We start from the raw sequence: 14010 nt of genomic DNA on the forward strand, positions 1-14010 counted from the left end.
TCCGGATGGCCCACCGACTGACCGCCCCTTTCGCACCTATTGCGGTGGTCAGTCCGGTGCAGGGGAGCGGGGCGGGCTGACCGTGGTGCGTGGTGGGCGGCGCTGCGAGGAGGTCCGGACGATGAGTTCGGTCGGTATCACCTGCTCGACCGGGTGGTCGTCGTTGATCCCCTCGATGGCGTCGATGAGTAACTGGATGACGGCCGTACCGATCCGGCGGGGCTTGAGCGAGAGGGTCGTGATGGGTGGCTCGGTGCTCGCGTACACGGTGGATTCGCTGCAGCAGACAAGCAGCAGATCCTCCGGGACGCGCAGTCCGTAACGCCGTGCCGCCGCCAGCAGGTCGGTGCCGTTGGGGTCGAAGAGTCCGTAGACGGCGTCCGGACGGTCGGGGCGGGCGAGGAGGCGGTCTGCGGCGACGGCTCCGGCGCAGGGGTCGTGGGCGGGGTAGGACTCGTACACCGGATCCTGTCCGACCCGCTCGCACCAGCGCAGATAGGCGGTGGTGGAGAGGTGGGTGTAGGTGTCGGTGGTGGTGCCGGTGAGCAGCCCGATCCGGCGGGCTCCGGCGGCGGCGAGATGGTCGAGCAGATCGAGGACCGCGGCCTCGTGGTCGTTGTCGACCCAGGCCGTGACGGGCAGTGTGCTCGCCGGGCGCCCGTCGGAGACCACGGGGAGCCCCTGGCGTACGAGCTCGGTGACGACCGGATCGTGGTCGGAAGGGTCGATGACGACGGTGCCGTCGAGGGCGACGTTCGACCAGACGTCGACCGCGCTGTGGCGTGAGGTCGCGGGAAGGATGACAAGGGCATAGCCGCGTGCGAGCGCGGCGGAGGTGGCGGCTCTGGCCATCTCGGCGAAGTACGCGAATTCGGTGAAGGTGAAAGGTTCATCCCCGTACGTGGTGACGGTCAGGCCGATGAGGCCCGACTTCCCGGTACGGAGGGTTCGGGCCGCGGCGGAAGGGCGGTAGCCCAGCCGGTCGGCGACCTCGCGGACATGGCTGCGGGTGGCATCCGGGAGCCTGCCCTTGCCGTTGAGCGCGTCGGAGACGGTCGTGATGGAGACACCGGCTGCGGCGGCCACGTCCCGGATGCCCGCTCGTCCTTGCCGGTTGGCCCTGCGGGGAGTCTCCGCCCGGCTCACCTGGTGCTTCCCTGCTGCTGTCATGGCGAGCCGATAGTAGGGCGATGAGGGGTGGTTGGGCTGAGCGCATATGCATGCGTTGACAGGCACGTTTCTGCATGATCATTTAACATCAACCACCTTGGAATACAGGGGCCTTGGGGGATCTGTCAAAGGAGTCTCGGGTGTCGATGGGTATGTGCCTGGCCCATGAGTGATGTTGCGATGAGGTCTCAACTCACCTCTTCGGGGGACGCGCGCCACGGCGCGAGCCACCGGCGCGCGCCAGGTTCTGCTGCGCTCCCCCCATCGCTGCCCGCCATTCGCCCGGAGCGTCACTCCTCATAGGGTGGGGTCATCCGAGCCGAGGAGGACCCGCTGTGAGCCAGAAGAGCCCCAAGCTGCGCGCCGTGCTGGACGGCATTCCCGCGTACGTTCCGGGCAGGCCGGCCGCTGCGGGCGGCCCTGTCGCGTACAAGCTGTCCTCCAACGAGAACCCCTATCCGCCGCTGCCGGGTGTGATGGAGAGCGCGATCGCCGCGGCAGGAACGTTCAACCGGTACCCGGACCTGGCCTGCACCGCCCTGATGAACGAGCTGGCCGAACGCTTCGGAGTGCCGGTCTCGCATCTGGCGACCGGCACCGGATCCGTCGGCGTCGCCCAGTCGCTGCTGCAGATCACCTCGGGTCCGGGGGACGAGGTGATCTACGCGTGGAGGTCGTTCGAGGCGTACCCGATCATCACACGCATCAGCGGGGCGACGCCGGTCCAGGTGCCGCTGGACTCCGGGGACGTGCACGACCTGGACGCGATGGCGGCCGCGATCACCGAGCGGACCCGGATGATCTTCGTCTGCAACCCCAACAACCCGACCGGGACCGTGGTGCGCCGGGCGGAACTGGAGCGCTTCCTGGACCGTGTGCCCTCGGACGTGCTGGTGGTCCTGGACGAGGCGTACCGGGAGTTCAACCGCGACACCGATGTGCCGGACGGTATCGAGCTGTACCGGGACCGGCCCAACGTGGCGGTACTGCGCACCTTCTCCAAGGCGTACGGTCTGGCCGGGCTCCGGGTCGGTTTCGCCGTCGCCCATGAGCCGGTGGCGGCAGCGCTGCGGAAGACCGCGGTGCCCTTCGGTGTGAGCCAGCTCGGACAGGACGCCGCAGTCGCTTCCCTGCGGGCCGAGGACGAGCTGTGGGGCCGGGTCGGCTCGCTGGTCACCGAGCGGAACCGGGTGTACGAGGGGCTCGTCGGCCAGGGCTGGACGGTGCCGGAGACGCAGGCGAACTTCGTATGGCTGCGGCTGGGCGGTCGCACCGTCGACTTCGCGGCGGCCTGTGAGAAGGCGGGCGTGGTGGTGCGCCCCTTCGCGGGCGAGGGTGTGCGGGTCACCATCGGCGAGACCGAGGGCAACGACCTCTTCCTCCAGGCGGCGGCGGCCTTCCGCAAGGAGCTGTAGCCCCTTCCGTACGGGGTTCGGACAGAAGGCGGGGTGCCAGGGGGCACCCCGCCTTCGTCGTGCCGGAACCGCTTTTGTAGTATCGCTTGTGAATGTGAACGCTTTCACAAGCGCGTCCCTTTTCTTCCGGCCTGTGTGGGACCAAAGGGACAGAAAGCCGCTGTGTCCCCGGCCACGTAAGGAGAGTGACGACGTGGAACTAGCTCTGTCGCCGGATACCCTGGCGCGCTGGCAGTTCGGGCTGACCACCGTCTACCACTACCTGTTCGTCCCCCTCACCATCTCCCTCGCCGCGATCACGGCGGGCTTCGAGACCGCCTGGGTGCGGAAGGGCACGGAGAAGTACTTCCACGCCACGAAGTTCTGGGGGAAGCTCCTGCTGATCAACCTGGCCATCGGGGTCGCCACCGGCCTCGTCCAGGAGTTCCAGTTCGGGATGAACTGGTCGGACTACTCGAAGTTCGTCGGTGACGTCTTCGGGGCGCCGCTCGCGATGGAGGCGCTGATCGCCTTCTTCTTCGAGTCGACCTTCATCGGGCTGTGGATCTTCGGCTGGGACAAGCTCCCCAAAAAGATCCACTGTGCGTGCATCTGGATGGTGGCGATCGGCACGACCTTCTCCGCGTACTTCATCCTGGCGGCCAACTCCTGGATGCAGCACCCGGTCGGCTACACGATCGACAAGAGAACCGGTGTCGCGCATCTCAACGACATCTGGGGCGTGCTCACCCAGAAGACCGCGCTCGTCGTCTTCACCCACACGATGACCTCGGCGTTCCTCACCGGCGGTGCCTTCGTCGTCGGCATCGCCAGCTACCACCTGTGGAAGATCAGGCGGGCCAGGGCCGAAGGCACCGCGACCGACACCAAGCGCACCCGCGTGATGCGTACGTCACTGCGCATGGGGCTGGTGATGACGGTGACCGCCGGCATTCTCACCGCGCTCTCCGGCGACCAGCTGGGCAAGGTGATGTTCGAGCAGCAGCCCATGAAGATGGCGGCCGCCGAGGCGCTCTGGGAGACGGAGGCTCCCGCGCCGTTCTCCATCTTCGCGGTGGGCAACGTCGCGGCGGGCCACAACTCCGTCGAGTTGTCGATCCCGGGGATACTGTCCTTCCTCGCCCACGATGACTTCCACACCGCGGTGCCCGGCATTCACGAGACCGCGAAGGCCGAAGCGGCCAAGTACGGCGGCAGTCCCGACGATTACGTGCCGAACATCTTCGTCACCTTCTGGGGATTCCGTCTCATGATCGGCATCGGGCTCACCGCCTCGGTGGCAGCTGCGGCCGGACTCTGGCTGACCAGGAAGAAGAAGTGGCTGCTGCCGGAACACCGGACCGGCGACGACGAGGCACCCAAGCTGATGCTCACATCGAGCCGGGAGCTGGGTCCCTTCTTCACGAAGTGGGGCTGGCGGGTGGGGATGGCCTCCCTGGTCTTCCCGCTGATCGCCAATTCCATCGGGTGGGTCTTCACCGAGATGGGCCGGCAGCCATGGGCCGTCTTCGGACTGTTCAAGACCGCTGACTCCGTCTCCCCCGGTGTCTCTCAGACGGAGATGCTGATCTCGCTGATTGTCCTGATGACGCTCTACGCGATTCTCGGCTGGATCAACGTCCGGCTGATGAAGAAGTACGCCGTCATGGGGCCCGACACCGACGAGCAGCCGCCTGCCGAGGACCCGCGCCTCCGCGGGCCTTCCTCCGGCCCAGGGGCACCGGGCGACGCCGATGCCGACAAACCCCTGACCTTCGCGTACTGAGAGGAGAGACGTCATGGGCCTCAACGACTTCTGGTTTCTGCTGATCGCCGTGCTGTGGACCGGCTACTTCTTCCTCGAAGGCTTCGACTTCGGGGTCGGTATCCTCACCCGGCTGCTGGCCAGGGACCGGCGCGAGCGCCGGGTGCTGATCAACATCATCGGTCCTGTCTGGGACGGCAACGAGGTGTGGCTGATCACCGCGGCAGGCGCCATGTTCGCTGCGTTCCCGGTCTGGTACGCCACCTTCTTCAGCGGCTTCTATCTGCTGCTCGTACTGATCCTCGTGCTGCTGATCGTGCGGGTCCTGTCCTTCGAGTACCGCCACAAGCGGTCCGAGGAGAGCTGGCAGCGCAACTGGGAGTGGGTGCTCTTCACCAGCTCGCTGCTGCTGCCCTTCCTCTGGGGGCTGATCTTCGCCAACATGGTCCACGGGGTGCCGGTCAACAGTCACCAGGACTATGCCGGTTCTTTCGGGGACCTGCTGAACGGGTACGGGGTGCTCGGCGGTTTCGCCTTCACCGCGCTGTGCACGCTGCACGGGGCTGTCTTCACGGCGCTCAAGACAGTGGGCGACATCCGGGCACGGGCCAGGGCCTTCGCGGCCAAGGCCGCTGTCGTCACGGCGGCTCTCGCCGCCGGCTTCCTGATCTGGCTGCAGGCGGATCGCGGCGACGGGTCCACTCTGACGGCGCTCTGTGTGGTACTGGCCGCACTCGTTGCGGCGTTCGTGATGAACGCCCGGACCCGCGAGGGCTGGGCCTTCGCATTCACCGGTGTGGCCATCGCTGCCACGATTGCTGCGCTCTTCCTTTCGCTGGCGCCGGATGTGATGCCGTCCTCGCTCAACTCCGCCTGGAATCTGACGATCGACAGTGCGGCGTCCGGCCATTACACGCTCAAGGTCATGACCTGGGTGGCGGGCATCATGACGCCGCTGGTCCTGCTGTACCAGGGATGGACGTACTGGGTGTTCCGTAAGCGGCTGGGCACTCACCACATCGCCGATGCCCACTAGCGGGGGGTGTTTCACGTGAAACCGATCGACCCGCGGCTGCTCCGGTACGCAGGTGCCACCCGCCTCTTCCTGGGAGCCGTGGTGGTCCTCGGGCTGGCCGGCGCGGGTCTGGTCGTGGCCCAGGCCATGCTGATCGCCGATGTGGTGGTGGGGGCGTTCCAGCACGGCCTGGACGGACCGGGCCTGCGGACTCCGCTGCTGCTGCTCGTGGCGGTAGCACTCGGCCGGGGACTGGTGGCCTGGCTGACCGAGCTGGCCGCCCACCGGGCCGGCGCATCGGTCAAGTCCGAGTTGCGGCGCCGGCTGCTCGAGAGGTCGGCGGAGCTGGGGCCGCAGTGGCTGACCGGGCAGCGGACGGGGTCCCTGGTCGCTCTCGCCACACGGGGCGTCGACGCCCTGGACGACTATTTCTCGCGCTACCTCCCGCAGCTGGGGCTCGCGGTTGTGGTGCCGGTGGCCGTGCTGGCACGGATCGTCACCGAGGACTGGGTGTCGGCTGCCGTCATCGTCGGGACGCTGCCGCTGATCCCGGTGTTCATGATGCTCATCGGCTGGGCCACCCAGACACGTATGGACCGGCAGTGGCGCCTGCTCTCCAGGCTGTCGGGGCACTTCCTCGACGTGGTGGCCGGACTGCCGACCCTGAAGGTGTTCGGGCGGGCCAAGGCGCAGGCCGAGTCGATCAGGACCATCACGGACGAGTACCGGAAGGCAACGCTTCGGACGCTGCGGATCGCCTTCTTGTCGTCGTTCGCGCTGGAGTTGCTGGCGACCCTGTCGGTGGCCCTGGTCGCTGTCGGCATCGGTCTGAGGCTCGTCAACGGTGAGCTGGACCTGTACACGGGGCTGGTGATCCTGGTCCTGGCACCTGAGGCCTATGTACCGCTGCGGCAGGTGGGGGCGCAGTATCACGCGGCGGCCGAAGGGCTTTCGGCCGCCGAGGAGATCTTCTCCGTGCTGGAAACGCCACTGCCCGCGGGGGGTACGCGCGAGCTCCCCGAGTCACTCCGCCTGGAGCTGGACCAGGTGACGGTGCTCCATCCGGGCCGTACCGAACCGTCGCTGAGTTCGGCTTCGCTGGTCGTCGAGGCAGGCGAGACGGTCGCGGTCACCGGACCGAGCGGGGTCGGGAAGTCGACACTGCTCAATGTGCTGCTGGGCTTCGTCACTCCGGACGAGGGACGGGTTCTCGTCGGGCCCACAGGGCCGGAACCGGGCTCTTCCACGAGTGGGGCACCAAACGCAGCGGCGGTAAGGCCGGTGGACGCGAGCCGGGAGGCTGCTCCGGATCTGGCTTCGATCTGCCCCGAGCGGTGGCGGGAGCAGATCGCCTGGGTGCCGCAGCAGCCGTATCTGTTCGCGGGCACGATCGCGGAGAATGTACGGCTGGCGCGTCCCGACGCCGATATGTCCGCAGTGCACAGCGCTCTGCGAGATGCCGGGGCGCACAGCTTCGTCACCACGCTGCCCGACGGGGCGGACACGGTCCTCGGGGAGGGCGGTGCCGGGCTCTCGGCCGGGCAGCGGCAACGGCTCGCGCTGGCCAGGGCGTTCCTCGCCGACCGGCCGCTGCTGCTGCTCGACGAGCCGACGGCGGCGCTGGACGGCGAGACGGAGGCCGGCATCGTCGACGCGGTGCGGCGGCTGGCAGCGGGTCGGACGGTGGTGCTCGTGGTGCACCGGCCTGCCCTGCTCGCTGTGGCCGACCGTGTGGTCGCGCTGACCTCCGGTACGCCGACGGCCGATCCGGCCACAGGCGACGCCCTTGTGCCGGAGACCGTGACCGTGCCGCAGGCCGCCCGGCAGCCCGAAGTGGCCGATGGCGTAACGGCGGCCCCGGAGCCCCCGCCCGGACGGAGAAGTCCGCTGGCGCGGGTACGGGAGACCGCCGGTGCGCTGCGGGGGCGGCTGCTGCTGGCCCTGCTGCTGGGAAGTCTCGCGCTGGGATCCGCTGTTGGGCTCATGGCGACGTCGGGCTGGCTCATTTCGCGGGCTGCCCAGGAGCCGCCCGTGCTCTATCTGATGGTCGCGGTCACAGCGACCCGTGCCTTCGGCACCGGGCGCGCAGTCTTCCGCTATGCCGAGCGGCTGGTGTCGCACGACGCGGTGCTGCGGATGCTCGCCGATCTGCGTGTGGCCGCCTACCGCAGGCTGGAGCGGATCGCACCCGCCGGGCTGAGCGGGATCAGGCGCGGGGATCTGCTGTCGCGGCTGGTCGCCGATGTGGACGCGTTGCAGGACTACTGGCTGCGCTGGCTGCTCCCGGCCGCTGTCGCCGTGGTGGTCGGGGCGGGAGCTGTCGGTTTCACCGCCTGGCTGCTGCCCGCCGCCGGTGCGGTGCTCGCGGTGGGGTTGCTGATCGGCGGGGTCGGGGTGCCCGTGCTGAGCGGTCTCTGCGCCAGGCGCGCGGAGCGTCAACTGGCCCCCGCACGCGGGGCGCTGGCCACCCGGGTCGTCGATCTGCTGACGGGAACCGCCGAGCTGACGGTCGCTGGGGCGCTGCGGGTGCGGCTGCGCAGCACCAGGGACGCGGACCGTGTGCTGACCCGGATCGCTTCACGTGGCTCCACAGCTGCCGCGCTCGGTGGTGGGCTGACCGCTCTCGTGTGCGGGCTGACCGTGGCCGCTGCCGCGTTCGTCGGTGTCCAGGCCGTTCATGACGGCCGGCTCGCAGGTGTGGAGCTCGCCGTGGTCGTCCTGACGCCCCTTGCGGCCTTCGAGGCGGTCACCGGACTGCCGCTCGCTGTGCAGTACCGGCAACGGGTCAGGAGGAGTGCCGAGCGGGTGTACGAGGTGCTGGACGCGCCCGTCCCCGTACAGGAGCCGGTCAGCCCTGCAGCGGCTCCGGGGTCGCCGTTCCCGTTGGAGGTGCGGGGGCTGTCGGCGCGTTATCCGGGGCAGGGGCGGAACGCGCTCGACGGGATGGACCTCACGCTCGAAGCGGGACGCCGGGTGGCCGTCGTCGGTCCCTCGGGGGCAGGCAAGACGACGCTCGCGCAGGTGCTGCTGCGCTTCCTGGACGCGGATACGGGGGCGTACACGCTCGGCGGAGTGGCCGCCGAGGCGCTTGACGGTGACACGGTGCGCGGGCTCGTCGGGTTGTGCGCCCAGGATGCGCACATTTTCGACAGTTCTCTGCGGGAGAACCTGAGGCTGGCCCGCTCCGGCGCATCGGACGACGAGTTGCGCGGGGCGCTCGCCGGTGCCCGGCTTCTGGACTGGGTGGACGGGCTGCCCGGGGGGCTCGACACTCCGGTGGGGGAGCACGGCGCCAGACTCTCGGGCGGGCAGCGCCAGCGTCTGGCCCTGGCCCGTGCCCTGCTCGCCGACTTTCCCGTACTGGTCCTGGACGAGCCGGCGGAACACCTCGATCTGGCGACCGCCGACGCGCTCACGGCAGATCTGCTGACCGCTACCGAGGGGCGTACGACGCTGCTCATCACCCACCGGCTCCGCGGGCTCGATGCCGTCGACGAGGTGGTCGTGCTGGACGGCGGGCGGGTCGTGCAGCGCGGGACCTATGCGGAGCTGGCCGCTCTGGAGGGCCCGTTGCGGCGGATGCTGGAACGTGAGCGTGCGGGTGATCTGCTCGGCAGCCGATAGAATCCGGCTTTCCACATGAAATGGGACTTACTAGGCTCTGGGGTATGTCAGCTCCGGACCCCACCGATTCGCCGGAACCCTCCCCCGCTGAGGCTTCCGGCCCGCAGGGGCTCTCCGCCGACCTCACCGCGCGCGTACCGCAGCTGCTGGAGGCGATGCGCTCCATCGGGACGGGCCTCGAACTGCCCGCGACTCTGAACAGGATCTGCGAGACCGCTGCCGGGCTCGCGGGCGCGCGCTATGCGGCGATCGGTGTCGTGGACAAGGAGCGCGGCGGCCTGAGTGATTTCGTCACCTATGGCGTACCGGACGAGGTGGCCGCACGGATCGGCCGTGTCCCGGACGGGCACACCGGGCTCCTTGGCGTGCTCATCGAGGATGCCCGCGTGGTGCGGCTCGCGGATCTGACGACCGACCCGGGCTCCGCCGGCTTTCCTCCTCACCATCCGGTGATGCGGGCTTTCCTGGGGGTCCCTGTGCAGGTGCAGGGCGATACCTTCGGCAATCTCTACGTCGCCGAGAAGACCGACGGCGGTGAGTTCACCGACGGCGATCTGCACATGGTGCAGGTCCTCTCCACCGAGGCCGGCATCGCGATCAACAACGCCCGGCTGTACGAGGCGGCCCGGCAGCGCGAGCGGTGGATCGACGGCTCGGTGGCCGTCACCACGGCGCTGCTGGCCGGCGGCGACGCGGACGAGGCGCTCTCGGTGGTCGCAGAACAGGCGCGTCACCTCGCGGACGCGGTCGCCGGCGTGGTCATGCTGCCTTCCGCTGAGGGCGGGCTCGAGGTCGTCGCGGTCTCCAGCGGTCACCCCAGCCAGGTGCTCGGCACGATCCTCCCGCCGGAGAGCGAGGTCGTGGCGACACTGCTCTCGGGGGCACCGGTGTTCGTCGACGACTCGGCGACCGATCCACGGATGATCACTGCGATCGGCAAGCAGTTCGGGCCGAGCATGATGCTGCCGCTGCACAGCGGCGGCCGTCTGCTGGGGGCGCTGGCGACGCCGCGCGAACGGGGCGGCCGGCCTTTCACCGCGGCCGAGCGTTCACTGGCCGAGCAGTTCGCCTCACAGGCGGCGCTGGCGCTGATGATGGCGGACGCCCAGCGCGACAGGGAACGCCTCGCGGTCTTCGAGGACCGTGACCGGATCGCCCGTGATCTCCACGACCTCGTCATCCAGCGGCTGTTCGCCACCGGGATGATGCTGGAGGGCGCCCATCGCCAGTCGGCGCCGCCGCGGGTGCGCGACGGAGTGGGCAAGGCAGTCGGTGAGCTGGATGTGACGATCCAGGAGATCCGCACGGCCATTTTCGCACTCCAGCAGGGGCCCGCCGAAGCCCCGTCCGGTCTGTGCCGACGGGTCCTGCGGGAGATCAACATGGCGGCTGTGCCCCTGGGATTCAAACCCACCCACCGCTTCGTGGGCCCGGTCGATCCGAGCGTCGGTGAACTGACGGGGAAGAACCTGATCGCGGCGCTGCGCGAGGCGCTCTCCAACGCGTTCCGGCATGCCGGTGCCTCGCGGATCGAGGTGATCGTCGACGCCACGGTCCAGCTGGACGACGGCCGCCCGGCGATTCGCCTCACGGTCTCCGACGACGGGGTCGGCATCCCGGAGGGCGGCCGCCGCAGCGGGCTGCGGAATCTCAGCCGGCGTGCGGAGGCGCTGGGCGGATCGAGCAGTTACGGACCGGGACTCGGCGATGCGGGCGGTGGCACGGCGGTGGTGTGGGAGGCTCCGCTGTAGGCGGCGGTGCCGTGTCGAGGGGGAGGGGCGGCGGGTCCGGTCAGCGGGCCTTCAGGATCTGTTCGATGACGACTGCGACGCCGTCGTCATTGTTCGCCACCGTGCGTCCCGAGGCGGCGGCCACCGCTTCCGGGTGTGCGTTGCCCATCGCGTACGACGTCCCCGCCCACCGCAGCATCTCGATGTCGTTCGGCATGTCTCCGAATGCGACGACCTCGGCAGGAGAGATGCCGCGCTCGGCGCAGCACAGCGCCAGCGTGCCTGCCTTGGAGACGCCCGGACCGCTGATCTCCAGCAGCGCGGTCGGGCTGGAGCGGGTGATCGAAGCACGGGCGCCGACAGCTTCCCGGGCCAGGGCGAGGAACACGTCGGGGGTCAGCTCAGGGTGGTGGGCGAGCACCTTCAGTACGGGCTGGTCGGCGAGGTCGGAGTCAGCGGCGAGCAGCTTCTCGGCGGGCGCGACGCTCGACGCGGCGTCGAACTGCAGCGGAGGGTAGGCCGGCTCGTGGTGGATGCCACCGGTCCGCTCGACCGCGAAGGAGGTGCCGGGGGCGGCGGCCCGCAGGATGGAAATCACGTCCAGGGCGTCGGCGCGCTCGAGCGGGAGGACCTTGACGAAGATGTGGCCGCCCTCGTCGCCGTGGAGATCGACCACAGCGGCGCCGTTTCCGCAGATGGCCAGGCCGTGGCCGTGCACATGATCGCTGACGACGTCCATCCAGCGGGCAGGGCGGCCGGTGACGAAGAAGACATCGATCCCGGCCTCCTCCGCGGCGGCGAGGGCGGCGATGGTGCGGGCCGAGACTGTTTTGTCGTCGCGGAGCAGGGTGCCGTCCAGGTCGGTGGCGATCAGCCGGGGCGGGAGGGGGGCGGCGGCGGAGCCGTTAGCTGAGGTCACCTGGACATTCTCCCGCACGGAGCGCCCGGAGCGCACGACAGTGCGAAGAGCCGCACATATGAGTGTGCCGACGGGGCGCGTCGCGACGTGACCGGGTTCGACATCGCTGAGACGGTCATGACCTGACCATGCTCCCGCCCCTCCCCGTGGAGGGTCACGGGCCCGGCCCCCCCCCGGCAGGGGACACGGACCCCCGGCCAGGGACACGCGGCCCCGGTCCGGTGGTGGACAGGGCGGCTCACGGGAGTGCCTCCCCCTACGACGTAGGGTCGTCCCCATGCGTCTGAGTACTGTGATCCTGCCGGTCCGCCGCTGGAGCGAAGGGGGCCGTGAGCAGTGGGTACGCGCTGAGGAGCTGGGTTTCCACACCGCGTACACCTACGACCACCTGTCCTGGCGGGTGCCGTTCCGCGACGGGCCCTGGTTCGGAGCGGTCCCGACGCTGACCGGTGCGGCCATGGTCACCGAACGGGTGCGGCTCGGCACACTGGTCACTTCGCCGAACTTCCGGCACCCTGTGACGCTCGCCAAGGACCTGCTCACGTTGGACGATCTGTCGGACGGCCGTATCACTCTGGGTATCGGTGCCGGAGGCAGCGGCTTCGATGCCACGGCGCTCGGCCAGGAGCCGTGGACGCCGCGTGAGCGAGCCGACCGTTTCGGAGAGTTCGTCCCGCTCATCGACCGGCTGCTGACCGAGGAATCGGTCTCCCACCGGGGTACCCACTACTCCGCCGACGAGGTCCGGAACATTCCGGGCTGTGTGCAGCGGCCGAGACTCCCCTTCGCTGTCGCGGCCACCGGGCCGCGTGGAATGAAGGTCGCGGCGCGGCACGGACAGGGTTGGGTGACGACGGGCGATCCCAAGATCTTTGAGACGGGCACCCCGGAACAGTCCGTCGAAGCCGTCCGCACCCAGATCAGCAAGCTGGGCACGGCATGCGAGACGGTCGGCAGGGATGTCGCCGGGGTGGAGAAGATCCTCCTCACCGGCTTCACGCCCGACGAGGGCCGCCCCATGGAGTCCCTGGGGTCCTTCGTCGACTTCGCCGGGAAGTACTTCGCGCTCGGTATCGACGAGATCGTGATCCACGCACCGATCCCGGACACCATCTTCGCGGCCGAGGAGAAGGTCTTCGAGCAGATCGCGACCGAGGCGATGGCGCAGCTCCGGCAGAGCTGACACCTCCGGTTGCGAGCACCGGCGGGTGGTGTCGCCCGTGCGCCGGCGCGCATCCGAATCGCCTTTTGCGCCCTCTGAGTTAGGCATGATCCACAGGCAAGGTGGCTTATCCACAGGCTATTTGGCAAAACTGTGGACAAGGGCAGGGTGATTCACGGCTTTTCGGCGTCATGTCCGAATCTAGGCTGTGGAAGAGCCAGGGCATCCAACGCCCGTGCCTGCACCTCGCGTTCGGTGGCCCCGACGATGAACGCGGCGACGTTCTCGGGGCCCACCAGCGCTTCCACCGCGGCGAGCGTGGCCGCCGGAACCGGTACGGAAGGGGAGCCTCCCGCGTGCGCCGGAGGGTTGTCGGGCCCGAGGTGCTGCTGGAGGCGGCGTGTGGCGAACAGCCTCATGGCCCGAGCCAGCTCGGCGTCGACGCTCTGCTGTGCCAGTGGGCGCAGCCGCCGTACCAGCGAGGCGGCCTCCGCGACGTGTGCGTCGGTGGGCAGGCCGGGGCCCAGATAGCGCGCGAAGACGTGCTCCGTCGTGAACTCCAGGAAGCGGGAGGCGATGTGTTCGACCTGGCCTCGGAGCTCCCGCAGATGGACCGAGATGGCCTTGAGCGGCACGCCGGCCGCGTGCAGTTCCACAGCCACGGTCAGTTCCTGCGGGCTCGGTACCAGGAACTCGTCGTCGTGCCCGGCGACCCTTTCCAGCACGCCCAGCGCCACCGCTTCCGCGACTGCTTCGTCGTCGGGCACCCCGCCGAACCTCGTGTCCAGCTCGGCGCGGGAGATCCGGTCCGCTTCCTCGTCCGTCCACGGGCCGCTGACCTCCGCTGCCAGCCCCAGCACCCCGCCGAGACCGCGCCCGGCGTCCCATGCCTCCAGCAGCTCCTTGATGGAGGCCAGGGTGTACCCGCGGTCGAGCAGTTCGGCGATCTGGTGCAATCGGGCCAGATGGCTGTCCCCGTACACGTTGGACCGGCCGCGCCGCTGCGGTTTGGGGAGCAGGCCGCGGTCCTGGTACGCGCGGATCGTGCGCACTGTGGCGCCGCTGTGGTGAGCCAGGTCCTCGATCCGGTACTCGGGTTCAGCACCGGACGCCGCTTGTCCGGACGCTGCCCGTCCGAATCCTGCCCGTCCGAATCCTGCTTGTCCGAAATCTTCCTGCCCGGACGCCGACCGTCCCGACGCCGACCGTTCGGACGCTGTCCGTCCGGGCG

Annotated in this window: 9 protein-coding genes; 6 read left to right on the top strand and 3 right to left on the bottom strand. The window is 69.4% G+C overall.

All coding sequences use genetic code 11. The annotated features are described in order from the left end of the window. Positions 1-48: 48 nt before the first annotated feature. The gene (locus OG584_RS17395; protein WP_405778928.1) at positions 49-1170 is read right to left on the bottom strand and encodes a LacI family DNA-binding transcriptional regulator; all 1122 of its coding nucleotides are present in this window, start codon (positions 1168-1170) and stop codon (positions 49-51) included. A gap of 335 nt (positions 1171-1505) precedes the next feature. Here OG584_RS17395 and hisC point away from each other — a divergent pair, with 335 nt between their 5' ends. The 5 genes from hisC (at position 1506) to OG584_RS17420 (ending at position 10719) form a co-directional block, all read left to right on the top strand. Beyond that, positions 1506-2585, top strand: a complete 1080-nt coding sequence (gene hisC, locus OG584_RS17400) for a histidinol-phosphate transaminase (RefSeq protein WP_405778929.1) — start codon at positions 1506-1508, stop codon at positions 2583-2585. 193 nt (positions 2586-2778) lie between these two features. After that, positions 2779-4350, top strand: coding sequence for a cytochrome ubiquinol oxidase subunit I (locus tag OG584_RS17405; RefSeq protein WP_405778930.1), 1572 nt, complete (start codon positions 2779-2781; stop codon positions 4348-4350). Between the two features lie 13 nt (positions 4351-4363). Next, positions 4364-5365 carry a cytochrome d ubiquinol oxidase subunit II gene (gene cydB, locus OG584_RS17410; RefSeq protein ID WP_405778931.1) on the top strand — a complete coding sequence of 334 codons (1002 nt, stop codon included), beginning with the start codon at positions 4364-4366 and terminating at the stop codon, positions 5363-5365. A 15-nt stretch (positions 5366-5380) separates the two neighbouring features. Then, the gene (cydD, locus tag OG584_RS17415) at positions 5381-8968 is read left to right on the top strand and encodes a thiol reductant ABC exporter subunit CydD (RefSeq protein ID WP_405778932.1); all 3588 of its coding nucleotides are present in this window, start codon (positions 5381-5383) and stop codon (positions 8966-8968) included. A gap of 44 nt (positions 8969-9012) precedes the next feature. After that, positions 9013-10719, top strand: coding sequence for a GAF domain-containing protein (locus OG584_RS17420; protein WP_405778934.1), 1707 nt, complete (start codon positions 9013-9015; stop codon positions 10717-10719). Positions 10720-10759: 40 nt separating this feature from the next. Here the strand turns inward: OG584_RS17420 and OG584_RS17425 are convergent, their stop codons facing one another. Beyond that, positions 10760-11635 carry a Cof-type HAD-IIB family hydrolase gene (locus OG584_RS17425; protein ID WP_405778935.1) on the bottom strand — a complete coding sequence of 292 codons (876 nt, stop codon included), beginning with the start codon at positions 11633-11635 and terminating at the stop codon, positions 10760-10762. A gap of 259 nt (positions 11636-11894) precedes the next feature. On the opposite strand from OG584_RS17425, the gene OG584_RS17430 reads away from it, so the two are divergent. After that, on the top strand, positions 11895-12800 hold the full coding sequence (locus tag OG584_RS17430; RefSeq protein WP_405778936.1) for an LLM class flavin-dependent oxidoreductase: 906 nt from the start codon (positions 11895-11897) through the stop codon (positions 12798-12800). A 152-nt stretch (positions 12801-12952) separates the two neighbouring features. On the opposite strand, the gene OG584_RS17435 is transcribed toward OG584_RS17430, so the two are convergent. Continuing rightward, positions 12953-13864, bottom strand: coding sequence for a MerR family transcriptional regulator (locus tag OG584_RS17435; protein WP_405784123.1), 912 nt, complete (start codon positions 13862-13864; stop codon positions 12953-12955). Positions 13865-14010 lie beyond the last annotated feature (146 nt).

The organism is Streptomyces sp. NBC_00859 (assembly GCF_045161865.1).
Classification (GTDB): domain Bacteria; phylum Actinomycetota; class Actinomycetes; order Streptomycetales; family Streptomycetaceae; genus Streptomyces.